The 25,901-nt window shown below is 28.7% G+C and carries 20 protein-coding genes and 1 riboswitch; of the genes, 1 reads left to right on the top strand and 19 read right to left on the bottom strand.

Features of this window, described 5'->3' with window-relative positions; all coding sequences use genetic code 11:
- Positions 1-11 precede the first annotated feature (11 nt).
- The 16 genes from HCG70_RS01500 to thiD all read right to left on the bottom strand — a co-directional run bounded on the left by HCG70_RS01500 (position 12) and on the right by thiD (position 18,379).
- Positions 12-734, bottom strand: coding sequence for a 1-acyl-sn-glycerol-3-phosphate acyltransferase (locus tag HCG70_RS01500; RefSeq protein WP_154820902.1), 723 nt, complete (start codon positions 732-734; stop codon positions 12-14).
- 134 nt (positions 735-868) lie between these two features.
- On the bottom strand, positions 869-2,356 hold the full coding sequence (locus HCG70_RS01495) for an L-fucose/L-arabinose isomerase family protein (RefSeq protein ID WP_221697403.1): 1,488 nt from the start codon (positions 2,354-2,356) through the stop codon (positions 869-871).
- A gap of 67 nt (positions 2,357-2,423) precedes the next feature.
- The gene (locus HCG70_RS01490) at positions 2,424-3,047 is read right to left on the bottom strand and encodes a DUF4867 family protein (RefSeq protein ID WP_042395395.1); all 624 of its coding nucleotides are present in this window, start codon (positions 3,045-3,047) and stop codon (positions 2,424-2,426) included.
- A gap of 233 nt (positions 3,048-3,280) precedes the next feature.
- Entirely contained in the window at positions 3,281-5,263 is a 1,983-nt protein-coding gene (gene tkt, locus HCG70_RS01485; protein ID WP_221697402.1) for a transketolase, read from the bottom strand.
- A gap of 115 nt (positions 5,264-5,378) precedes the next feature.
- Positions 5,379-6,026 (bottom strand): fructose-6-phosphate aldolase, encoded by a 648-nt coding sequence (gene fsa, locus HCG70_RS01480; RefSeq protein ID WP_221697401.1) that lies wholly within the window; start codon positions 6,024-6,026, stop codon positions 5,379-5,381.
- A 155-nt stretch (positions 6,027-6,181) separates the two neighbouring features.
- Complete coding sequence (locus HCG70_RS01475; protein ID WP_221697400.1) at positions 6,182-7,324, bottom strand: ROK family transcriptional regulator; 1,143 nt, start codon at positions 7,322-7,324, stop codon at positions 6,182-6,184.
- Between the two features lie 35 nt (positions 7,325-7,359).
- Positions 7,360-8,862: a xylulokinase gene (xylB, locus tag HCG70_RS01470; RefSeq protein ID WP_042395379.1), complete on the bottom strand. Its 1,503-nt coding sequence runs from the start codon at positions 8,860-8,862 to the stop codon at positions 7,360-7,362.
- A 227-nt stretch (positions 8,863-9,089) separates the two neighbouring features.
- Complete coding sequence (locus HCG70_RS01465) at positions 9,090-12,581, bottom strand: AAA family ATPase (protein ID WP_221697399.1); 3,492 nt, start codon at positions 12,579-12,581, stop codon at positions 9,090-9,092.
- Entirely contained in the window at positions 12,568-13,788 is a 1,221-nt protein-coding gene (locus tag HCG70_RS01460) for an exonuclease SbcCD subunit D (protein WP_042395374.1), read from the bottom strand. Before HCG70_RS01460 ends, HCG70_RS01465 begins: the two co-directional genes overlap by 14 nt.
- Positions 13,789-13,890: 102 nt before the next feature.
- Positions 13,891-14,082: a hypothetical protein gene (locus HCG70_RS01455; protein WP_055276222.1), complete on the bottom strand. Its 192-nt coding sequence runs from the start codon at positions 14,080-14,082 to the stop codon at positions 13,891-13,893.
- 150 nt (positions 14,083-14,232) lie between these two features.
- On the bottom strand, positions 14,233-14,736 hold the full coding sequence (gene thiW, locus HCG70_RS01450; protein ID WP_042395370.1) for an energy coupling factor transporter S component ThiW: 504 nt from the start codon (positions 14,734-14,736) through the stop codon (positions 14,233-14,235).
- Between the two features lie 35 nt (positions 14,737-14,771).
- Complete coding sequence (gene thiE / locus HCG70_RS01445) at positions 14,772-15,395, bottom strand: thiamine phosphate synthase (protein ID WP_042395620.1); 624 nt, start codon at positions 15,393-15,395, stop codon at positions 14,772-14,774.
- 17 nt (positions 15,396-15,412) lie between these two features.
- Entirely contained in the window at positions 15,413-16,018 is a 606-nt protein-coding gene (thiT, locus tag HCG70_RS01440) for an energy-coupled thiamine transporter ThiT (protein ID WP_042395368.1), read from the bottom strand.
- A 78-nt stretch (positions 16,019-16,096) separates the two neighbouring features.
- A complete protein-coding gene (gene tenA / locus HCG70_RS01435) occupies positions 16,097-16,750 on the bottom strand; it encodes a thiaminase II (RefSeq protein WP_042395366.1) in 654 nt (217 codons plus the stop codon).
- Position 16,751: 1 nt separating this feature from the next.
- A complete protein-coding gene (gene thiM / locus HCG70_RS01430) occupies positions 16,752-17,558 on the bottom strand; it encodes a hydroxyethylthiazole kinase (protein WP_221697398.1) in 807 nt (268 codons plus the stop codon).
- Positions 17,559-17,581: 23 nt separating this feature from the next.
- Positions 17,582-18,379, bottom strand: coding sequence for a bifunctional hydroxymethylpyrimidine kinase/phosphomethylpyrimidine kinase (thiD, locus tag HCG70_RS01425; RefSeq protein WP_042395362.1), 798 nt, complete (start codon positions 18,377-18,379; stop codon positions 17,582-17,584).
- Between the two features lie 160 nt (positions 18,380-18,539).
- Positions 18,540-18,641, bottom strand: a riboswitch (TPP riboswitch).
- A 514-nt stretch (positions 18,642-19,155) separates the two neighbouring features.
- On the opposite strand from thiD, the gene HCG70_RS01420 reads away from it, so the two are divergent.
- Positions 19,156-19,884: an HAD family phosphatase gene (locus HCG70_RS01420; RefSeq protein ID WP_042395359.1), complete on the top strand. Its 729-nt coding sequence runs from the start codon at positions 19,156-19,158 to the stop codon at positions 19,882-19,884.
- Positions 19,885-19,936: 52 nt separating this feature from the next.
- Here HCG70_RS01420 and HCG70_RS01415 read toward each other — a convergent pair whose 3' ends face one another.
- From HCG70_RS01415 to HCG70_RS01405, 3 genes are all read right to left on the bottom strand, one after another.
- Positions 19,937-21,892, bottom strand: a complete 1,956-nt coding sequence (locus tag HCG70_RS01415; protein WP_042395357.1) for a beta-galactosidase — start codon at positions 21,890-21,892, stop codon at positions 19,937-19,939.
- A gap of 280 nt (positions 21,893-22,172) precedes the next feature.
- Positions 22,173-23,561, bottom strand: a complete 1,389-nt coding sequence (melB, locus tag HCG70_RS01410; protein ID WP_221697397.1) for a melibiose:sodium transporter MelB — start codon at positions 23,559-23,561, stop codon at positions 22,173-22,175.
- A gap of 187 nt (positions 23,562-23,748) precedes the next feature.
- A complete protein-coding gene (locus HCG70_RS01405) occupies positions 23,749-25,821 on the bottom strand; it encodes an alpha-galactosidase (RefSeq protein WP_042395351.1) in 2,073 nt (690 codons plus the stop codon).
- Positions 25,822-25,901 lie beyond the last annotated feature (80 nt).

Here is a 25,901-nt window from a genome sequence, read left to right as displayed (position 1 = left end):
TTATCTCCTTACTAATTTAATGGTTTGTATTCCTCTCTTAAAGATCCTATTATAATATTTCTAACATCTTCACTTAAAGTTTTTTCTTCATCTTTTGTTAAATTTACAGTTTCAATTGCTTTATGAAATGTAACTGTAATTGTTGAAGGTTTAAACTTATTATTCTCTTCAAAGGATGTAAATGATGCATCAATAGTAACAGGGACTATAGGAACTTTAGCTTTTGTTGCAAGCTTCATGCTTCCTTTTTTGAAAGGTAATGTTTTTCCATCTAAACTTCTAGTTCCCTCTGGAAAAATCATCATAGAATAACCTTCTTTTAAATTTTTAACTCCCTCACTTATCATTCTTACTGCATCTCTCGGATTTTGCCTATCTAAAGCAATACACTTTCCTTTTGATAACCAATAACTTAATATTGGAATCTTAAGTACTTCTTTCTTTGCTATAAATCCTACTGGTTTGTTAAGGGAATAAAAAATTACTGGAATATCTAATATACTTGTATGATTCCCTACAAATAAACAAGTCTTATCAGGTATATTTTCTCTTCCTTCTACTCTTATATCCATCCCTACAACATTTATTGTGAACTTAGACCATAAATATATACTTCTTGATGCATATTCTGTTGCCTTCTCTAACCCTTGTGTTCTTTTTATATGTTCATACTTGAATCCTTTTAATCTAGCATAAATCATATAAAACAAGTATTTTACTCCTTTGATTAACACAATATTTTCCTCCTAGTTATTGTTTTATAAATTATTCTAATGTCAATTCTACCATAATTATCATACTTTTTCACACATAAAAAAACAGTATATTGTTAAAGCTTGTTTAACAATATACTGAAATAAATTATTTATTATTTAAATGGATTTTCTGTTTTATAAAGCATTCCTTTAGGTTGATTGAAACCTACTTCTTTAACTCCTAAGTAGTTAAATACATTTGTTATAGCTTTTCCAAAATGTCCAAATGCAACTGCTCCATGATGTGGATATCTTCCTTCTATTAATACATGTCTATAGAATCTTCCCATTTCTGGAATTGCAAATATTCCAATTGATCCAAATGATCTTGTTGCAACTGGTAATACTTCACCTTCCGCAACATATGCAGTTAATTCAGCATCTGCATTACTTTGTAATCTAAAGAATGTAATTTCTCCTGGAATAATATCTCCTTCTAAAGTACCTCTAGTAATGTTTGGTTCTTGATTTGGTTCTAAGCTTCTAGCCATAATCATTTGATTTTTCATGTTCTTGAACGATAATTTACATGCTGGAGTATTTCCACAGTGGAATCCCATAAATGTATCTTTTAATGTATAGTTAAATTTATCTTTGATTTCAGAATCATACATATCTCTTGGTACACTGTTGTTAATATCTAATAATGTAACAGCATCTTTACTTACACAAGTTCCAATATACTCACTTAATGCTCCATAAATATCAACTTCACATGATACTGGAATTCCTCTTGAAACTAATCTACTATTTACATAGCAAGGAACAAATCCAAATTGAGTTTGGAATGAAGGCCAACATTTGTTAGCAAATACTACGTATTCTCTAGATCCTTTATGAGCTTCCATCCAATCTAATAATGTTAATTCATATTGAGCTAACTTAGGTAATATACCTGGCATTTTATTTCCTTGTCCAAGCTCTTTTTCCATGTCAGCTATAACTTCTGGAATTCTTGGATCATTTGCATGTTCATTAAATGCTGCAAATAAATCTAATTCTGAGTTTTCTTCTATTTCAACACCTAAGTTATATAATTGCTTAATTGGTGCATTACATGCTAAGAAGTCTTGTGGTCTTGGCCCAAAAGATATAATCTTTAAATTTTGTAATCCTAAAAGTGTTGTAGCAACTGGTTCAAATTCCTTAATCATATCAGCAACTTCTTCATAAGTTCCTACTGGATATTCTGGAATATATGCTTTAATGTTTCTTAATGCTAAGTTATAGCTAGCATTAAGCATACCACAATAAGCATCTCCTCTTCCTCCAACTAAGTTGTTTCCTGTTTCCTCAGCAGCAGCTACAAACATAACTGGTCCACCAAATTCTTTTGCAAGTAATGTTTCTGCCGTTTCAGGTCCAAAGTTTCCAAGGTAAACAACTAATGCATTTACTCCTGCTTCTTTAACTTCTGCTAAAGCTTTTCTCATATGAACTTCACTTTCAACTGTTGTAGGACATTCATAAATTTCTCCATAAGTTTCTTTATATGCTGCAACAACAGCTTGTCTACGTCCTGCTGATAATTCCATTGGGAAGCAGTCTCTACTAACTGCAACAATTCCTAATTTTACATCTGGTATATTCTTAAAATTCATAATTAATTCCTCCAATTTTTATGTTTTATTTTATTTAAAATTCTTTATTTGATTTATCTTGTTATAATTACTTTAAACAAATATTCTTGCCCTTAAGTCCAATAAACGCTCCTTGTGCTCCAAGATCTGTTTCTGGATGCCCAATTAACCATTTATTTTTAGCAAATAATAATGCATCTTCACCTTGTTTTTCTATAGTAGCTTCTAATTCTGTATTTGTATCCTTTGGTAATATTACTACACATCTAAATCCACCTTCATTAGCATTACAAGGTGCATAATGTAATGTAGTTCCATAAACTTCTATAGCAGTTCCCGCTGGAACAAATATAGCTTCAATATTTGAAGTATCATACGAGTAATCGTCTTCAATGTCTTTTTCTAAACCTAATAGTAAAATTAAATCAGTAACAGCTATATTAATTTCACTAGTTCTGTGATATTCAACTGCATTTAGCATATAGTTATTTCCATTACAATAACCTATTTGAATATCTAATCCTCCAAATTCTCTGTTCTTAAAGTCTTTAGCTACTTTTAACTCTTCTAATTCCTTTATTGAAGGCTCATATATAACTCCTTCTGGCAATGGAGTTTCTTCCATTTTATTTAAAAGTTCCTTAACATCATAATTATTAAGTACCTTACCATACTTTTTAAATTCAATGTCATTGACATTTTTTATAACCATTTAATTCAACTCCTTTTATATGGGAGTACAAGCCCATTTAACCCTTTTATTTTCCTTGATATTCAACAATATTTATTTTAAATACATAATTTACAATTTAATGTGTGTAAGAAGTAATATGTTTTACTAGGGCTTGTACATATTAAATTAATAGCTAATTTAATTAGCTAATTAATTTCATTATTACCTTCCTATTTATGAACCTTAAAAGTCCATCAATTGGAAAATTGTTCTTAAAATAATTTCATTATTTCATTAACAACATTTTCTACTGTAAATCCAAATTGTTTAAATAAAGCATCTGCATTTCCTGATGCACCAAATGTATCTAGCGAAATTATTCTTCCATCTAATCCTACATATTGATACCATCCAAATGAAGTTAAAGCTTCAACAGCAACTCTCTTTCTAACGCTATTTGGAAGTACACTTTCTTTATATGCTTCATCTTGAGCATTGAATATTTCAAAAGATGGAATACTTACTACCCTTGCATCTATTCCCCTTGCTGCTAATTCATCTGCAGCTTTATAAATAAGTTCAACTTCTGAACCTGAAGCCATTAAAATTACATCTGGAATTTCTTTCTTAGAATCTTTAAGGATATATCCACCCTTTAATGCTCTCTTTGCACATCCATCATATAGTGGTAACTTTTGTCTAGTTAATACTAATGAAGTTGGAGTGCTTCCATTAGTTACTGCATAATACCAAGCTGCTGCTGTTTCCTTTGAGTCTGCTGGTCTAAATACAGTCATATTTGGCATACTTCTAAGTGCTGCTAATTGTTCTATTGGTTGATGAGTTGGCCCATCTTCCCCTACTCCAATACTATCGTGAGTTAACACATAAGATACTGGTAAATTCATTAATGAAGATAATCTCATTGCACCCTTCATATAATCACTAAATACAAAGAATGTTGCACAAAATACTTTTAATCCACCATGAGCATACATACCATTTGCTATAGCGGCCATTGCATGTTCTCTAACTCCAAAATGAAGATTTCTTCCACTTCTATCTTCTGCTGAAAAATCACCTTTTCCAGTCATATAAGTTTTATTAGATGGCGCTAAATCAGCTGATCCTCCAATTAAATTAGGAATTAAATTTGCTAATCTATTTATCATAATTCCTGAAGATTCTCTTGTAGCCATTTCTTTATCAAAGCTCCAAAGTTCTTCATTATTTAATAGTGATTCACTATCTATTTCTCCAGACATCCATTTAGAATATTCTTCTGCTAATTCTGGATATTCATTTTTATATCTTTCAAATAAATTATTCCAAGAATTTTCTTTTTCTACTCCAGCATTAATATACTTGTCCATATTTAAATATACTTGCGCTGGAACATAGAAATCTTCTTGCTTCCATCCTAAGTTTTCCTTCATTGCTTTTACATTTTCAGCTCCTAAAGGTTCTCCATGAGCTGATGCTTTTCCTTGCTTTGCAGGACATCCAAATCCAATTTGATTTTTAACTATTATCATTGATGGTTTAGTAGTTTCTTTCTTAGCTTCTTCTAAAGCATTTTCAATTGCTTCAATATCATTTCCATCATTCACTTTAATTACTTGCCAGTTATATGCTTCATATCTCTTTGCTACATCTTCTCTAAATGCTATATCTGTATTACCTTCAATAGAAATATTATTTGAGTCATATAAAACCACTAATTTTCCTAATCCTAAAGTTCCTGCAAGTGAAGATGCTTCTCCTGAAATTCCTTCCATTAAGCAACCATCGCCAACAATAGCATAAGTATTGTGATTAACAACTTCATATCCTGGTTTATTAAACTTTTCTGCTAAATGAGCTTCTGCAATTGCCATACCAACAGCATTACAAATACCTTGCCCTAAAGGTCCTGTTGTTATTTCAACACCTTGAGTATGTCCATATTCCGGATGACCTGGTGTTAAACTTCCTACTTGTCTAAAATTCTTTATGTCTTCCACTGTTATTCCATATCCAAATAAATGTAATAAAGAATATTCAAGCATTGAACCATGACCTGCCGATAATACAAATCTATCTCTATTATCCCATTTTGGGTTCTTACCATTATGATTCATATTGCTCCATAATGTATAAGCCATTGTTGCAGCACCGAGTGGTAATCCTGGATGTCCTGATTTTGATTTTTCTATTGCATCAGCAGAAAGTACTCTTATTGCATTTATGCATAATTTATCTAATTCTTTACTCATATTTAACTCCTTCTCATTAGCCCTTAATGACTTCTATTTAACAAATAACTATATATCCCCTAGAGGTATAGTATTAAAACTTTTATATTATTTTCTTTACCTCTAGGGTGATATATTACTTTCCGAAAGCTGCTGCCCACTCTGCCTTAAATTTCTCTAATCCTGCATCTGTTAATGGATGTTTAACCATTTGCATTACTAAGGCATATGGTACTGTTGCTATATGTGCACCTGCTCTAGCTGCTTCTATAACATGAATTGGATGTCTAACACTTGCAGCAATTATTTCTGTATTTATTCCATGCACTTCAAATATTTCAGCAATTGTTCTTACAAGTTCCATACCATCCATAGATATATCATCTACTCTTCCTAAGAATGGGCTAACATAAGTTGCTCCAGCATTTGCTGCTAAAAGAGCTTGGTTGGCAGAGAAAATTAATGTTACATTAGTTTTAATTCCTTCTCTAGCTAATACCTTAACAGCTTTAAGGCCTTCAACTGTCATTGGAATTTTAACAATCATATTTTTATGAATAGCAGCAATTTCTCTACCTTCTTTTATCATTCCTTCTGCATCTTCACTTACAACTTCTCCACTTATAGGGCCATCAACTATTTCTGTTATTTCCTTTATAACTTCATTAAAGTCTCTTCCTTCTTTAGCTATTAATGATGGATTTGTTGTTACTCCACAAATTACTCCCATTTCATTTGCTTCTTTAATATGTTCTACGTTTGCTGTGTCTAAAAATAACTTCATTCAAAACTCCCCTTTATATTCAAATTATTATTTAATGACTTTTTAAAACTTATTTCAAAAGTTTCTTTATAAAAAGGCAGCCTTTATTTATCTGCCCTTTATCGTAAAACATCCATGTTACACAGTATTACTAAGATATATATTTTGAAAACATCTTAATTCAAAAATGCTTCTAATGGAACCATTGCAGCTCCTACTAAATATGATCCCTTAAATTCTGTAACATCAATCTTACAATTCTCCTCATTAGTGAATAAATTGTCCTTATAAACAATATTTCTTAAATACTCTATATTTTCTTTTAATAGAATATTTATATCTCCTCCTAAAACTACGCAACTTGGATCTAATAACATTGTTAAATTAGAAATTCCTATACCAAGTATATTAAAATACTTTTCTAAAGCCTCATGTGTAGCTTTATCTCCATTTTCAAATAAAGATATAAATTCATCTATATCATCTATTTTATAATTACTGATTTTATTATATTCTTCTAATAATGCATTAGTTGATGTATATGCTTCTAGACATCCCTTAGAACCACATTTACATGGCTTTCCATCAATAGCAATTTTAATATGTCCCATTTCACCAGCTGCATTATTACTTCCTCTGTAAATTTTACCATCTATTATTATTCCTAAGCCTAATCCATCTGTTATTGATACATATAAAAGATTACTTAATATATGTTTTTTATTTAAGAATTCATAATAAGCTGATAAATTTGCTTCATTATCTATAAAAATAGGAACATTAAACTCTTTAAAGCTTTCTTTTAAGTTATAATTTTCAGCTCCTAATAAATAACAATTTTTAATTATTCCTTCTTCTGAATCTACTGTACCCGGAATTGAAATTCCTATTCCCAATAACTTATCTATAGAAATATCATTTTTCTTTAATATTTCCCTTAGATTTTCCTTAGCAATGGCAACTATGCTTTCGATTCCATCATTATTATGTCTTATTTTAATATCTTCTATAATTTCTTTTTTTAAATTTATTAAAGATAACTTTACATGACGAGGAGTTAGCGCTATTCCTAAAGCAAATCTACAATTTTCATTGATTTTTAAAGCCATTGCTTTTCTTCCACCTGTAGATTTTAAAGACCTTACATCACTAACAATCCCTTCATCCTTAAGCTCTGATATATTAGTAGAAACTGTTGTAATACTTATGTCTAAACTTCTTGAAATATCTAATTTAGTTATTTCATCTTTTTCTAGTAATAACTTAATTATTTTTTTTCTATTTGTTTCTTTGATTTTACTATGATTTACTTCCATCAAATTATGCCTTCCCCTCTTAGTTAAATTATCCTGCCTTAAATATCCTTTAATCTTGGATAAAGCGAATTATACACTTCATATATCTTATCATAAAGGGCTATATTATCACAATTTGGATTTACTAAATCCTTACCTTTTATTATCTTTTCACAGGCTTCTTCAACAGATTCATATATTCCAACACCTACTCCTGCTAAAATAGCAACTCCTAATGCTGGACCTTCTGAAGCTTTTATAGTTCTTAGTGGATAATTAAATATATCAGCTAAAATTTGTCTCCAAACTTCACTTTCTGCTCCTCCACCACTTACTCTAACATCAGTTATATCAACTTTCATATCTTCTATAATATCTAAGCAATTTTTTAAACTGAAACTAACACCTTCTAGTACACTTCTAACAAAGTCAGCATGATTATTTATTAAAGATACTCCAACAAATCCACCCTTAACATTAGGATCAATATGTGGTGTTCTTTCTCCCATTAAATATGGCATATAAATTACTCCATTTGCTCCTGGCTTTGAAGTAGCTGCTTCTTCTGATAAATAATCGTATATACCTATATTCTTTTCTTTAGCTTCTTCAATTTCTTTTTTACAGAAGTTTTCTTTAAACCATTTTAAGGATAATCCTGCACCTTGAGTAACTCCCATTACATGCCACTTATTAGGAACTGCATGACATAAGGTATGAACTCTACCTTCTTTATCAAATCTTGGTGTATCTGTTGAAGCAAAAACAACTCCTGAAGAACCAATAACTGTAGAAATTATACCTTCACTAACTATTCCACTTCCAACTGCTCCAGCTGCTTGATCTCCAGCTCCTCCAACTACAGCAGTACCTGCTTCTAATCCAGTAGCTTTTGCAACTTCTTCAGTAACATGTCCACTTACAACAACTGATTCATAAACATCTGCTAATATATTATTATCTATTTCTAAAGCCTCTAGTAATTCATTACTCCAATTTCTTGTGTTTATATCTAACATTTGCATACCACTTGCATCTGAAACTTCAGTTGCAAATATACCTGTTAATTTAAATCTTATATAATCCTTTGGTAATAATACCTTATTTATATTTTTATAATTTTCTGGTTCATTATCTCTAACCCATAATAGCTTTGAAAGAGTAAATCCTGTTAGTGCCGGATTACCTGTTATTTCTATTAGTTTTTCCTTACCTAAAACTTCTGTCATGTATTCACATTGTTTTTCAGTTCTTTGGTCACACCAAATAATTGAATTTCTAATTACTTTATCATGCTTGTCTACCAAGACAAGCCCATGCATTTGACCACTTAATCCGATACCTTTTATATCTGAACTATTAACTTTGCTCTTTTTAACTACATCTTTAATTCCGTTAAGACAAGCTTCCCACCAATCTTCTGGATTTTGTTCTGCCCACCCTGCTTGTGGTTGATATAAATCATAACCATAAGTTGCAGTTTCAATTGTATTTCCTAATTCATCGAACAAAGCAGTTTTCGTTCCTGATGTGCCAATATCTAAACCTAATAAATATCTCATAATCCCCTCCACAATATATAACTCTTTTTTATCTTAATCTTTTAAAAACTATTATTAAATAACTTTTTAAATGTTCTTTGATAAGTTTATTATAATACCAGTTTTATACTTTTGCAACTACTTTTAAAAAGTTTTTGTATACATTTTCATAATTATTTAAAAATATACCTCCTACAAAAGTTTATATATATAACTTCTATAGGAGGTATTAATATTTTTTTCTTTATTTAACTTCTTTCAATCTTAACCTTGCTTCCACCCATTCCAGCTTCTGCAGGAGTAATTATAAGTTTAACAGGAACCCTATTTTTAATTGATTCAACGTGGCTTATTATACCAACCTTCAATTTATCATTATGAATTCTTTCAAGTGAACTCATAACAACTTCTAAAAGATTATCATCTAAAGTACCAAAACCTTCATCTAAGAAGAACAATTCAAGTGGTGCTGTACCCTTAAGTTGAATTTCTGCTGATAACGCAAGTGCTAAAGCAAGTGACGCTAAGAAGGTCTCACCTCCTGAAAGTGTAGATGCATCTCTTTCTGCTCCACCATTTTTATAATCTCTAATTATAAATCTTCCATCTTCATCAACTTCTAAACCATAATTTCCATTAGTTATTTCCTTTAGCTTTCTACTTGCCTCAAGTGAAACATACTTAAGTCTTGTAGCTGCAACAAATTCAACAAACTTTTTACCTTTAAATAATTTATCTAAATCATTTAACAACGCAAGCTTGTGATCTAATTCTTCTTTTTGCTTTAATAAATCTTTTAATTCTAGCATCTTTTCTTCTATGACCTTAAGCTCTTCTTGAAGTTTAATTTTTATTTCATTATACTCTTTAACTTTAATTTCCTTTTCCTCTTTTTCATTTTGTATATTAACCCATTGTTCTTCAGTTAACTCTCTATTTCCAATCTTCTTAGAAATGCTTTCAATAGCTCCCTTTATTTTTGCTAAATCATCATTATACTTATCAATTTCAACCTTTAAAGCTTCTATTTTAACCTTCTCTAAAACATTCTGTTTAACTTCATCTTCACTTAAAAATCCTTCTTCTTTTAATGCCATATCAAGCTTTTGCTTTTCTTCTTCTTTTCTTTTATAAAGTTCTTTTCCTTTTGAAGTAATACTAATTAATTTAGAATTACACTCTTCATAATTTTTATCTGCTTCTTCTTTTGCCTTTTCTGTAAAGATATAATTGTCTTCAATTATTTTCATTTCTTTTTGAACTTTATTTAATATTTCTTCTATATTATCTATATCTTCAACTTTACTTTTTATTTTTAATAAATTTTCTTCTCTAACTTTATTTTTTTCATCTAAAGTTGTATTAATTTTAGCTAATTCTTGATCAGTATCATTTAAATTATTTCTTGCCTCTTCTTTTTCTGTATTTAATTCATCTATTCTATTTCTATAGCTTTTTATAACTTTTTCTATTTCTTCTCTTTCATTTTCAATTTTATTTATTTCAGTATTTTTAGTTATAAAATCTTCAACATTAGTTTTTTCTTTAAGAATACTTAATTTTTCTTCAACTTGCTGCAAATTTTCTTCTTGCTTTTTTTTATCTTCTAATAATTCATTTATTGTATTTTCATTACTATTAATTTTAGTTTCTAATTGTGTATGCTTAAGTTTTAAATTATTACATTCTTCTTTTAAATTCTTTATTATATTTTCAAGCTCTTCCTTTTTAATATTGTAATCATTTATCTTAGCTTTTAAATCATTCATTTTAACTTGAAGATTAAGTACTACTTCTTCATTAAAATCTTCACTTAAATCTTTAATTCCTGCTTCATTTTCTTTTATTTTTTCCTTTGCAATACTTAACTTAGCTTCTATATCCTTTATGCCATTAAATAACTCAAGAGATAGTTTTTCTTTTAAATCTATGCTTTCTTCTAGATTAGTAACATCCTTAATATCTACATGCTTAATTTTTTCCTTATGATGTTCAACTGAACCACAAACTGGACAAATATCTCCATCTTTTAATTCTTCTCTTAATTTATGAGCCAGGTTTTCTCTTTCTATTTCAAGTATTTCTATTTTTATTTTTTTAACTTCATTTTCTAAATTAATATACTCTTCTTTTTTAGGTTCTAAATCTTTGCTTAATAATTCAATAGCATTTTTATTTTTTAATAATTCTTCATTTGCCTTTTTAAATATATCTAACTTCCCTTTAAGTTCAGAGTATTTTTCTTGCATATCAAATAAATCATTTTGATTTCCCGGGCAATTTTTAATTAATTTTTCTAAAGTTTCTTCATTTTCTACTAATAAATTATCTTTCTTATCTAATTCAAGCTTTAATAATTGTTTTTCATCTAAATATTTTTTTACTTCGCCTCTATTAGCTTCTATCTTAACTTTATATTCATTAACTATCTTAAATAAATTATTATAATCTCGGGTGATAACTACTCCTTCTTGAACATTTTCTTTTAACTCTCTTTCAATATTTAAAGTATCCCTATATTCTTCCTTTTCTTTTAATAACTCATTTCCCTTTTTTAATCTCTTTTCACAATCAATTAATTTTTCATTATTTTCCTTCTTCTTTTTAAGTAATTCATCTGCTCTTTTATTAATTTCTTTAATTTCATTTTCTAAATCAATTAAAGCTTTTTTATCCTTTATTGCTTCCTTTATTTTTTCTTCTTGAACCTTATATTCTGGCAATTTGCTATCTTTATTTATTCTAGCTTTATTCCATTCTTCTTCACATTTAGCCTTTTTCTCTTTAAGCTCTTCACATTTTACTTTAAGTTCACTTAATTCTTTTTCTGTAAAGTTAATATTTTTTAATGTTTCTTCATAAGAAATTATATATGGATTAACTTTATTTGCAGCTTCAGCAGCTTTAACCTTATCCTTAATTAAATTTATTTCATCAGCTTTTTCAATAAGCTTGCTTTCTTTAGTCTTATAATCTTTAACTTCAAGTTGCATATTCCATAATTCAGTATTTTCTTTGAAACTTTTTTCTATTGCTTTAAGTTCTTCATTAGCCTTTTCTAAATTTCCAATACTTATATTTAGTTCTTCTTCTTTTTCTCTTTTCTTTTCTTCACTTATATCTTCATATCCCATAAGCTGACCTAGAAGAACACTATTTTCAGTTCTTTCTTTTGTTATTTGTTTAGATAATTTACTTGAAAGCTTATCCCCATACTCACCTAAGTTGAAAAGTCTTTCTAACATTTCTCTTCTTGGTTTTCCTTCAAGCTTTAAAAACTCTGAAAACTTACCCTGTGGCAAAACAACAGTCCTTGTAAAATCCTCTAAACTTAAACCAATTACTTCTTTACATTTATCAGTTACAGTTTTAACCTTATCAGCTAAAACCTCTTCTCCATTAGTTATATCAACTATTTTACACTTCCCTGATACAGGATTTCCTGATTTTTTATCTCTTTTAAATTCTCTATTAACTAAATACCTTTTAGTTTCTGCTCCTGATATTTGAAACTCAAAACTAACATTTAACCTATCACAATTTGTATTTATATAATTAGAGCTTTTTCTCGAAACATCTCCATATAAAGCTAATGTAATACCATCTAAAACTGTAGACTTTCCACTTCCTGTTGGCCCAAATATTCCAAATAAACCACGATCAGTTAATTTTTCAAAATCTATAGTTTGCTCTTCTATAAAGCTATTTAATCCCTTTATCTTAAGCTTAATTGGTCTCATTTTCATCCCCCTCTTCATTTATTAACTTTAATAATAAACTTACAACTTCTTCATCAGCTTCTACATTTCTTTCTTTCTTATAAAACTCTCTAAATATTTCTTCAAATGATTTTTCTTGAATACTAATAGCACTTTCATCATCAGCTTCATTTTGAAGTTTTGGTATTATCTCCAAAATATCCTTTTTAATTTCCTTCATTTTCTTTATTTCATCTTCTCTTATATATCTGTCGCACTTAATCTCTAAATAAACCCAACAATCTCTATCTTTATTTTTTTCACATCTCTCAATTGCATCATCGATACTTTCACATTTCCAAACTTCAATAGGCTTGTAGACTTTAAATTCTACTTCATTTATTTTACATTCTTCTTTTGCTTTTATATCCACAATAAAACACTTCTTTGTAATATTTATTTCTTTTTTATTATAATGAAGTGGTGAACCTGAATATCTTGCCCTTTTATTAGTACCTGGTACAACTTGAGGCTTATGTACATGTCCTAATGCTATATACTGAGCTTCTTCTGGTAAACATGATCCATTAACAATGTAACTTCCACCAAGCTGAATACTTCTTTCTGAACCACCTTCTTCACTTCCCATAGCAAATAAATGTGAAACCGCCAAATTTATAGTGTCTTCTCTATAATTTTTCTTTAATGAATCAAATAATGATTTTATTCTTTCTCCATAAGTCTTTAATCTATCTTCATCACTATCCATTTCCCCATAAAGAACCTCATTTAATCTTTTTTCACTTGGATATGGTACAGTTAGTATTACTGCTTTTTCATTATTAATTTCTATTTCAATAAATCCTTCACCAGAATTAATAACCTTATGTTGACCATATTCTCCACATTGCACAACAGTTTTAGGAGTACCAACCATTATTATTCCATGCTCCATAGCAAGTGGCCCTGCTGCAACTAACCTTTCAGGATTATCATGATTACCTGCAATAATTAAAGTTACTCTTTCTCCATTTTTAGAAAGCTTTTTTAATGTGTCATAAAACATTTTTTCGGCTCTTGCTGGTGGATTACTGCTATCATAAACATCTCCAGCAATAATAACTAAATCTATTTCATTATCTTCAACTATATCTATAAAATCCTTTAAAAATAATTCCTGTTCATCCATTCTACTTGCACCTTCTAAATTCTTTCCTAAGTGCCAGTCTCCAGTATGTAGTATTCTCAAAACATAACCTCCTCTTATAATTAACTCATTATTAATTATTCCTATTATTTAATTATAACAAAAAAGATGATACATTTCTGCATCATCCCTTTTTACTTTCATCTATTTAACTTCTTTGCACCAGCTAGAAGATATTCTTGAATTATCTATATAGCCTAAATAACTATGTCCAACTTGTACTTCTCTTCCATCATATTTATTGATTTGATCCTTATTTAATTTCTCAACTCTTTCATCACTAGATAGGTATACATCCTTACTAAAAATATATTTCTTATCCTTACAAAATATCATAGTTTGTCACCTCGAATATTTATTTATTACAAATATATTATACACCCTTTTACTTATATACCCATCTAAGTTGTAATTTTCTAATTTCTGAATAATTTTATTCATATTTTTTACAATTATGCATTTTACAGAAAAATTAGAATAATTACTCTAATTACTCAATAAAAAACTTCTTAATGTATTTAATTTTAATATTATATAAGCAATAATACTTCCAACTATAGAGCTTATTGAAAATGGAATAATGTAAACAAATAAAGCAACTTCCTTTCCTAAAACAAAGGCTGCCAATGGATATGCTAGCAATGCACCTATTATTCCAGTTCCAATCACTTCTCCAACAACAGCTATCTCTACTTTTTTAAACTTTTTATATAATATAGCAGCTAAAAATACTCCAACCATACTTCCTGGAAAAGCTAATATACTTCCCGTTCCTAATATATTTCTTAATAATGATGATACAAAAGCACACGAAATCCCATATGCAGGTCCTAATGTAACTGCCGCAATTACATTTATCAAATGTTGTATTGGCGCCACCTTTGCTCCTAATACTGGAATAGATAATGATCCTAATATAGTCGCTAAAGCTATTAATATTCCGCATATAACTAATCTTTTCGTTGCGTCTTTACTTTTAGTTAATTCCATATATAATTCCCCCAAATACTTTTTTATCAATTTTGTTATTCACTAATTTTCTTTACCCATTTTTCACATTCTAATCTTATATCATTAGCTTTTAATATTGCTGAAACAACAGCATATCCATCAATATTATATTGCTTTAATTTATCAATATTATCTAAAGTTAAACCTCCAATTGCTACAATTGGTAAATTGACTTCTTTCTTAATTTCACTTAACCTATCAACTGTTACACTTTTTGCATCTAATTTTGTTGTAGTTGTAAACATAGCTCCAACCCCAAGATAATCTGCTCCATTTTCTTTAGCCCTTATAGCTTCTTCTACTGTTCTTGCAGATACACCAATAATTTTATCTTTTCCAGTAAGCTTTCTAACTTTATCTACTGGTATGTCACTTTGTCCAACATGAACGCCATCAGCATCACAAAGCATTGCAATATCAACTCTATCATTAATAATAAATTTCACATTATATTTTTTAGTTAAATTCCTAAGCTTCATTGCCTTGTCTAAGAATTCCTTACCACTAGCATTTTTTTCTCTTAATTGAAGCATCGTTACTCCACCCTTTAATGCTTCTTCAATACAATTATAAAAATCTCTTCCTTTTAAAATATCTGAATCTGTTACTAAATAAAGTTTTAAATCTTTCATTTTTATCACCTTTTTTCTAATATTTATGCTGCAATATCTTTAACATTAGCTATTTTTTTAAATCTCTCTAAAGGAATTATAGATAAAAGCATTATACATAAAATACCTTCAACTCCAGCACTAGTAAAATTATATAAGAATGAATAAAGATAAGTATTCATCCCTTCCGGTGCAAACTCCGCAAAAAATACTACACCTGAAACAAAATAAGAAAATACACTTAAAGTAACTGCAAATAACCCTCCTAAAATCACCTTATATTTCTTATCACTACCAAAAACACATGTAAAACCTAAAGCCATTGGCCCAAACAAACAATCTAAGAAAAATTGAACTGGATGTATTACATATGCTCCATTTAATAATGATAAAAAACCCCATATTAATCCACCTGTTATACCTGCAGTTCTACCATATAATAATGAAAGTATCATTATTGGTAACATAGAAAATAAAGTTATTCCACCACCTTGAGGATATTTTACAAACTGAATTAAACTAAGCATAAATGATAGTCCACTCATCATTGCAATTACTACCATTTTCTTTGTTGTTATAGGATTTCTTTTTAAATCCCTAAAATAAAATGCAAATAATATTGCTGATATTATCGCTATAAAAATAACCATATTACTTACCTCATCTTAAAATAAATTTTATCTCATGGTTGGTCATTGTAACACTCAACCTAAAACTAAAAATTCAGTTTATTTATTTGCCATATTCCAAAACTCCATTTCATAAAGACTAGATTTTATAAATATGTCCTTTAGCTTTTCCTTTTTTACTTCTGATATGTCCTTACATATATCATCTATATAATCAATCCACTCTTGTGCACATTCCCTAAACTCATTTGATGCATATCCTTCTATCCATGGAGCATAAAAATTATCTTTTAAGTTTTCCTTATATGTTTCATATAAGTGCTTCCCAATATAATAATAACTCCAAGTACATGGCATTATAGTCATTGCAATATCCTTTGAATCACCTTTTAATGCAATTCCAAGCATGTAATTTGTATAACTTTCAGTTGTTAATTCACTTTTATAAGCTTCTACCTCTTCTGTACTTAATCCAAAGTCTTTTAAGTAATTAACATGAACTGCAGTCTCATCATCTAATACTCCTTTTATGGATTCATGATAAAACTTCATTTCCTTCATAGTTTCTGCTTTAACTAATCCCATAGCAAAAACCTTAGCATAGTCCTTTAAATATAAATAATCTTGAATTAAATAATTTTTAAACTTTTCTTTATCTAAAGTTCCTTCTCCTATTCCTTTAACAAAGGGATGCTCTAAATATCCATCCCAAATTTTCTTAACTTCACTAAATAAAACTTCTGAAAATTTCATATTATTCAACCCTTCCATATTCTTTTAATTTATAACTATTCATTTCATAAATATTGTTCATAAGTTCTTCCTTGAAGCTTCCTATTGCAATATTATTTCTATCGCTTAATTCACCACTTACTCCCATTGTAAGTACCCCAATTGCAACAGCTTCTATCTTACTAACTTTTTCATCAGACTTAATAAGAGAATCATAAGCTCCTAAATAGCTTCCTATTAAGCTTCCTGTCATACACCCTGTACCAGTTACACTCTTTAACTTTGGTGTTCCATTAAATATCTTTATAACCCTATTTCCATCACTAATAAAATCAACTTTTCCAGTTGCAACTACCACACATCCAAGCTTTATAGCCACTCTTTTTACTACTTCAGATATATCTTCACCATCATCAAAGGAATCAACGCCTTGTCCCCTTACATCAAGTCCACCTATAAACTTTATTTCAGCTATATTTCCTTTAACAACATCAAATTTAATTTCATTTAATAGTTTATTTGTAAAGTTTGTTCTTGTCTTTGTTGCAAAAACACCTACTGGATCTAATACAACAGGCTTATTAAATTTATTAGCTGCTTTTCCTGCTTTAACAAATAAATCTAATCTACTTGAATTCATAGTTCCAATATTAATTACTACTGAACTAGCAACACTAATTATCTCTTCAACTTCTTCATCAGAATAACTCATTAAAGGGCTTGCCCCTAAAGCTAATGTTATATTTGCACAATCATTTATTGTTACTTCATTTGTATAATGTAATACTAAAGGATTTATTTCTTTAACTTTATTTATTAATTCAAACATTACTTCTTCTCCTTATCTAAGTCTTAGTCTTCAAATTTATAAAAATGATTTACAGGTCCAACACCTTTGCCTATATCAAAGCTATGTCTTATTGCTTCTGTTATATACTCTTTGCTTAACTTAACAGCCTCCACTATGTCATATCCTAATGCTAAGTGCGACGTTATTGCTGATGATAAAGTACATCCTGTTCCATGAGTATTTTTTCTATCTAGTCTTTCTTGTTTATAAATTTCAAATGTATCATTTCCTATTAATACATCAACTGCATCACCTTCAAGATGTCCACCTTTCATTAACACATACTTAGGTCCTAATTCTAATATCTTTCTACCTGCTTCTCTCATATCATCTACATTATTTATTTCTATTCCTGTAATTTCTTCTGCTTCTGGTGTATTTGGAGTTATTATATAAGCCATTGGTATAAGCTCTTCAATTAAACTTTTCTTTGCCTCCGGCTTTAATAATGAATATCCACTTTTAGATATCATGACTGGATCTACTACTAAATATTTAGGATTATATTTTTTTAATGTGTTTACAATTGTGTGAATAATTCCTGGACTTGATACCATCCCTATCTTTACAGCAGCTGGCTCTATATCTTCAAAAACTACATTTATTTGACTTTCTATTATTTCTTTACTTAAATCTTCAACAAGAAAAACTCCTTGTGTATTTTGTGCTGTTATTGCTGTAATGACACTCATTCCATAAGTTCCTATTGCACTAAACGTTTTTAAATCTGCTTGTACACCTGCTCCTCCTGATGAATCTGATCCTGCAATGGTTAATGTGGGTATTTTGTAATTTCTCATATTTCTTCTCCTTTTTAATTTTTAATTTTTCCCAATAAAAAAAGCTATATCCCAACTAGAATATAGCGTTATAATTACAAATAATATATTTACTTTTACTACAAATTATTTAAACTTATACTATGATAAAGTTTAAAAATTACCTTGTAGATTATTTAAAGTATACATTAATAAGCTTTCCTACGCTGGCACTATCCAGATCAGGTACAAGGGTTAATAATTTCTTATCTCTCAGCCTTAATTGGCACCCCTAGCATTTTATATAGTTCTTTATATCCATATTATATAGCATTGTAATTTTTTGTCAACATTTTCTAATATAAATTCTTCTATTTTTTGTCATACTAACTAAAGAAAGTAGATTTTCTAAAGCTACTTAATAAGTTTAATGTTTAGATAAGAAGTTTTCTTAAAAATATTAATATTTTTTGTTATAAATGAAACTGGATTCCTTTCAGTCGCTGAGTACACTAAAGTGTACCTTCAACTTGCTAAATTAAAATTTGGAGTTTCAGGCAAGTTCGATTAACTAAATTAAAATTTAGAATCCTCTTTAAGGAAACTCGACTCCTTTCAGTCGCTGAGTAAGTTCGATTAACTAAATTAAAATTTAGAATCTCACTTAGTCTTGCATTTTTCGCTTTGGTTTATTATTATATAATGTAATATCTAATTCAGCTTAATTAAATTTTTAAAGTTTATTTAGCTCATCTTACCTATTGGACAGTAAGTTAAAGATATTTTATAAAAGTTTAAAACATAAGGAGGTTTTTTATATGTCAAGAAGAGCAGCATTTTTTGATATTGACGGCACAATCTACAGAGAAGGACTTATTACTGAGGTCTTTAAAAAAATAATTAAATATGACCTAGTTGATGAAAATAAGTGGTATAAAGAAGTAAAACCTGCTTATATTAACTGGGATAAAAGACAAGGCGATTATGATACTTATCTTTTAAAAATGGTAGATGTCTACACTGAAGCAATTAAAGGATTAGATAAATATCATATAGACTATATTGCTAAAAAAGTTATTGAACAAAAAGGTGATAGAGTTTATACATTTTCTAGAGAAAGAATTAAATGGCATAAAGAGCAAGGAGATATTGTAATTGCTATTTCAGGTTCTCCTATAGAATTGGTAAGAGAAATGTCATTAAAATATCATATGGATGATTATAGAGGTACAATCTATGAATTAGATAAAGATAATAGATATAATGGCTATATTACTCCTATGTGGGATTCAGAAAGTAAAGAAAAGGCAATTAAAGAATTATGCAAGAAGTATGATATTGATTTAAGTCAAAGTTATGCTTATGGTGATACTGCTGGTGATTTTACTATGTTTAAAAATGTAGGTATCCCATATGCTATGAACCCAACACGTGAACTTATTTCTAAAATTATGGATGATGAAGAAATTAAAAAGAAAATAAATATAATCGTTGAAAGAAAAGATGTAACTTACAAATTAGATGTAAATTGTCTTTCTCTTATTTAACATAATATAAAAATTTAAAGGTGGTTAATTTAAAAAGTTAACCACCTTTAATTTACTTAATTTTTACTATTTTACTTTCATAGGCCTTTAAATTAATATTATTAAAAATTTTACCTTCTGCTGTGTGGTTCATAATGAAGTAATACTCTTCATCATTTACTTTTCTCTTAACTACTTCAACACCCTTAGGTGATTCTATAGCTTCTATATCAGCTTCTACTATAATTTTTTTAGCTATTAAGTCCATAATATTATTATCTACACCAGTACCTATATAATAAGCTTCACCATTTTTATATTTGTTTAAAGTTATAGCTGATAATTCATTATAAAACTCATCATCATACATAAATAGACTTTCTGCAGTAGTAGTTTTTAGCATATCTCTAAATACAGTTCCACTACCTTCAACTCCATTAAATTCATTTATCCCCTTAACATTAACCTTTTGACCTTCTTGAAGAGATTCTATTTCTTCAACAAAGCCACCTATTAAATCAGTGTAAAAACTTGGATTTAACTGCCCTAATGTTAAATTATTATAGTAATCTTTAATTGCAGTTCTAAAACTAAATACTACTTTACCACCATTTTTAACAAACTCTCTAATTCTTTCTTGAACTTCAGATTTAAATACAATCATTGTTGGTATTAATAAAACTTTATACTCACTAAAATCTACATATGATGGAATGACATCAATATTAACATTATTTTCATAGAAAGGTCTATATAATCTATATACTTCATTTTTATAATCCATTAAAAAGCTTTGTCTTTGAATTCTAAATGATGCCATAGATTCATAATCATAAATTACTGCTATTTCTGATTTTATTTCACTATTTATAACATCTTCATTTTCTTTCATATTATTGAAAAAATCTTGAACCTCATAAAATTTTCTTCTTTTTTGATTATCCTGATCTATTATTCCATAGCAATATTGTTCAGCTCCTTGTGTTGCGCCTCTATATCTAAAATACATAAGAGAATTGCATCCATGAGCCATTGCTTGATAAGACCACATTTTAGCTTGATTTGGTCTTGGTAAATAACCAATAACATCATGTCCTTGTGCTCCCATTATAGCTTCTGTAATCCAAAAATTTTGTCTTTTAGCCCCCCTCATAAAATCTAAGCCACAAGCAATTTCATGTGCAGGAATTGGCTCCCTTTGCCCTCCCCACACAGGATAATTATTATATGCAACTACATCTAGGTATTTTGCAACTTTTGAAAAATCAAAGCTCTTATCAAAATATCCACCTGAAAAGTCATGAATTATAACAGAATCTTCGCCTAATATTTCTTTTAAAATATCTATTTGCAATTTTGCATAATTTTCAACACTTACGCTCCTAAACCTTTCCCATTCCATCCTAAGGCTTGGATTATGAGTAGTTATTGTCTTTGCTGGAACTGGTATTTCATCAAAATCATTGTAAGTTTGCGACCAAAATCTTGTTCCCCATATTTCATTTAATTTATTTATATCATTATTATAATTTTTTCTTAAATAATCTCTAAATGCATTTTTACATTCATTACAGAAACATACATCGCTACCTTCATGACCAAATTCATTATCTATTTGCCATGCAACTATTCCTTCTTCATCTTTAAAATGATTTGCAAGTTCTTTAATTATAATTTTACTATATTTATGATAAGTTTTACTATTAAAACAATATTGTCTTCTTCCACCAAAAACTCTCTTAGTATTATCTTCAAACTCACCTAATACATCTGGATGTTTTTTAGCAAGCCATGCAGGCATTGTTGCTGTTGGTGTACCGAATATTATTTTTAATCCTTTTTTCTTTGCTTCATTTATTACATGATCAAAATAAGAAAAATCAAATAAACCTTCTTCTTTCTCCATCATATGCCAAGCAAATTCACCAATTCTTATAACATTACTTCCAAGCTCTACTATATTATTTAAATCTTCTTCTAACATATCTTCATTCCAGTGCTCTGGATAATAATCTACACCTAAATACATTTTAACAACTCCTGACTACTATTTATAAATAATTTATCTTTCTAAAAATTCTTGTATTTAAATTTATGTTTTATATACTACATATCTAATAAATCAAATTGTAATGTAATTTTTTTATTGATGATAATTAATAAGTAAGAAGTACAAGCTTTAGAAATATACTATTAAATTTATTTGAAAATATAATTGCATAACTTCTAATCATTATTCTTAACTTCTTACCTATTAAAATAATTATTAACTTAAATTTTATTTTACTTGTTTAATATCAATCTAACCTTTATGCAAAGTTAATTTCAGCTTCTCTCTTTTTATTTAATTCTTCCATTATCTTTTCTTGATATTCACCTTGAAGTTTATAACCCTTTACATAAATGAATAATCCTAATAATGTTATTACTGAAGGTACTGCCACCATAAGTATTCTCATACCAAATATTGTTCCTGCAGTTTGTGTTATATTAGGAACATATCCTACTATTGTTAATCCAACACCTATTAACCATCCTGATACAGCTGATGCTGTTTTAACTAATAATGTTTGGAACGAAGCAACTATACTTTCATTTCTTGAACCAAATCTTACTTCACCATAATCTATAACATCTGCTAACATAACAGTGGTAGCTCCTAGTGTAAATCCTGAACCTAACTTAACTATTATTCCTGATAAAGCTATAAGTGCCGCATTACCTGGAACAAATATTCCTGCTAATAATAGAATTATTAATCCTACTGCTGGTAAATAACATGCTAGTCTAAATACACCCTTTTTACTCATTCTCTTTGAAAGCATTGGGAATAACATAAGTGCAGCTATTTCAGCAATTCCAGCAAATGCAGTAAATACTTGGTACATATTTTCATTTCCTACAACATACTTAAAATAGTAAATTGACATTCCTCCTGATAATTGAGCAACTAAGTTATATGCAAGTACAACTCCTATAAATACCATAAGTTGATCATTTTCTTTTATAAGTTTAAATGCTTTCTTTAAGCTTGTTTTTTCTACTTTTTTATTTGATTCTGTTACTTTACAACTACTATCTTTAACATTTATAACTGTTATAATTGAAGTAATTATAAAAATTGCTGCAATCACTACTGCAAAAGCTCCATATCCCTTAGTTTGATCACCATTTCCTAACTTATTTACTATTGAAAGTCCAAATGCACCCATTATTAACCATGCACAGCTTGCAAATATTCTTGGTATAACTGACATTTGAGCTCTTTCTTCATTAGTCTTAGATAAAGAAGGTAACATAGACCAATATGGTATATCCATTATTGTATAAGTCATACCCCATAATATATACATAACTGAATAATAAGCATATAGTGAACTTCCTTCTAATCCTGCTGGTCTCTTAAATAAGAATACTAAAACAACTGCATTTATAAGCGTTCCTATTAAAATCCATGGTCTAAATTTTCCCCACTTTGTTTTTGTATTATCAACTATCATTCCCATTGCTGGGTCATTAACTGCATCCCATAATCTTGCTACTAAAAATAAACTTCCAACAAATGCTGGAGCTAGTCCAATTGAATCTGTAAAATAAATCATTAAATAACTAGATACAATTGCATAACATAAATCCTTTCCTAATGCTCCAATTCCAAATGAATACTTTTCTTTAAAAGATAATCCCATAATTCTCATCCTTCCTCATTTTTATTCAATACTAACCCTTTTTTGTAATAGTTTTCACTTACTACATTTTTATATTACCATATCAGTAAACGTTTCACAAGCGTTTTATAGTAAAATTTTAATTATTTTTTACTAAAATTTTTTATGATTTTATATAAAAAAGATAGCTATTCCAAATAGCTATCTTTTGGATGAATTATTCCTCTATTTTACTTATCTTTATTATAATGCTATCATAATCTCCATATAATTTTAGTTCTAATCCATGATTCATTAAATATCTTCCTGTTTTCACAATAACATTTTTATCAATTTTAACTAAATAGGTACTTTCTTTTTCAAGTGCTCTAAACTTTATAGTTGTACCTCTATGTCCAAGTTCACTTTGAGGTAAAAATGCAAATACTAACCCTTCTTTTCCATTCATGTATTGATAAAGCTTATATTTATTTTTGGAATTATTTTCTAATCTATAGAAATCACCTTCTTGAACTATATGCCTTATATTCTTATATTCTTCAATTAATCCCTTAGATAACTCTATTTCTTCTTCACTAAATTTTAATATATTACATCCAATACCTAAAGTACCCATCATAGCACTATGATATCTAAACTTCATAGGTATAATTCTTCTTGATAAAAAGTTCGGACAATCAGTTACCCAAGCTCTCATAGCTTTTATTGGATATATATATGAATAATTCTCTTGAATAAATAATCTGTCATAAGCATCAGTATTATCGCTTGTCCAAAAATCATCGAATATTCCTAAAATACCATAATCTATTCTTCCACCCCCTGAAGCACAGGCTTCAAATAGTACATTTGGATGCTTAAGCTTAAGATTTTTTACAATATCATAGACAGCTTCAATATGCTTGTACCAAACATCTCTTTCTAAATTAGTTTGAGACATAGGTCTATTTGCATCCCATTTAATATAATCAATATCATAAGTTGTTAATAAATTATCTAACATATTATAAATAAAATCTTTTACTTCTTTCTTTGTAACATCTAATACATATTGCCCTCTAGATGTATCACTTTCTCTACTATCAAAATGATATATCCACTCTGGATGTTCTTTATAGAGATTAGATAACGGGTTCACCATTTCAGGTTCTACCCAAATTCCAAACATCATATCCATAGCCTTTACTTCATTTATTAATGGGTTTAATCCATTTGGAAATTTTTCTTCATTTACATACCAATCTCCAAGTCCATTGTCAATTCCATGTCTTTCTCCAAACCAACCATCATCTACAACAAACAGCTCAGCTCCAATTTCCTTTGCCTTTTTTGCAAGTTTTATTTGCTCATCACAACTCACTTTAAATTCAGTTGCTTCCCATGAATTATATAATACTGGTCTTAATCCACTTCTCAATACATTATCTTTAGCAAAGTTATGGAGATTATGAGTCATAGTTTCAAACCCACTATTACTATAACCTGCTATAATAGCCGGAGATATAAACTCTTCTCCCTGATTAAGCTTTAATAAGAAATCATGTGAATTAATACCTAGTTGTACTAATGTTTCTCCATATTGTGTTTGTTCAATTACTCCACTAAAGTTACCACTTAGTTTTAAAGCACCAAAGAATACTTCTCCTGTGGTTTCTGTTGCATTTTTATCTAAAATGAAATATGGATTATGATTATGAGTAGAAATCCCTCTTCTATTTTCTATAACAATCTTTCCATAGCTAACTTTTTGTGTAAATCTTTGTTGCTCTGCACCCCAATGACCATGTACATTTGAAAAAGTTAAATCTTCATATGGTATATGAAATTGCCCACTATGCACTTTTTCAATTTCAATAACATTTTCCGAATTATTTTTAATAGTCACATATCTTTCAATTAAGTCATATTCTTCATAAACTTTATAATGAAGATTCATATTGAAATCATAATGAATGTCCTTTAATTTTATAACTAGTTCATTTCCATCAACTTCATAACCTTCATAGCTATAAACTAACTCTCTACATCCATCAATAAATGAAGCCTTTAAACAATGTTCTTTATATCTTAAACTACCGTACACCGGAAATTCTTCTTTAGTTATTTCAAAAACAGGATCATTAGTCGATACTTCAACTAATGTTGGCATATCAAAATCATCAACATTTTCAATTTTGCTTCCCCAATATAAATGTCTTACCAACCCCATATTATCTATTCCAAAAACATAACTATTATTTTTACTTTGTAATGCAAATACATTTTTTAATTCATTTATTACAATTCCCATAATTACACCCTTACTTTCACATATTATTTTAGATAACGTTTTCTTAATAAGTATTATAATATATTTACAGTAAAATTTTC

This window comes from Clostridium sp. K04 (genome assembly GCF_019734375.1).
Taxonomy (GTDB): domain Bacteria; phylum Bacillota; class Clostridia; order Clostridiales; family Clostridiaceae; genus Clostridium; species Clostridium saudiense.
Note: the sequence above shows the minus strand (reverse complement) of the source record. Positions and strands in the feature narration are given on the sequence as shown.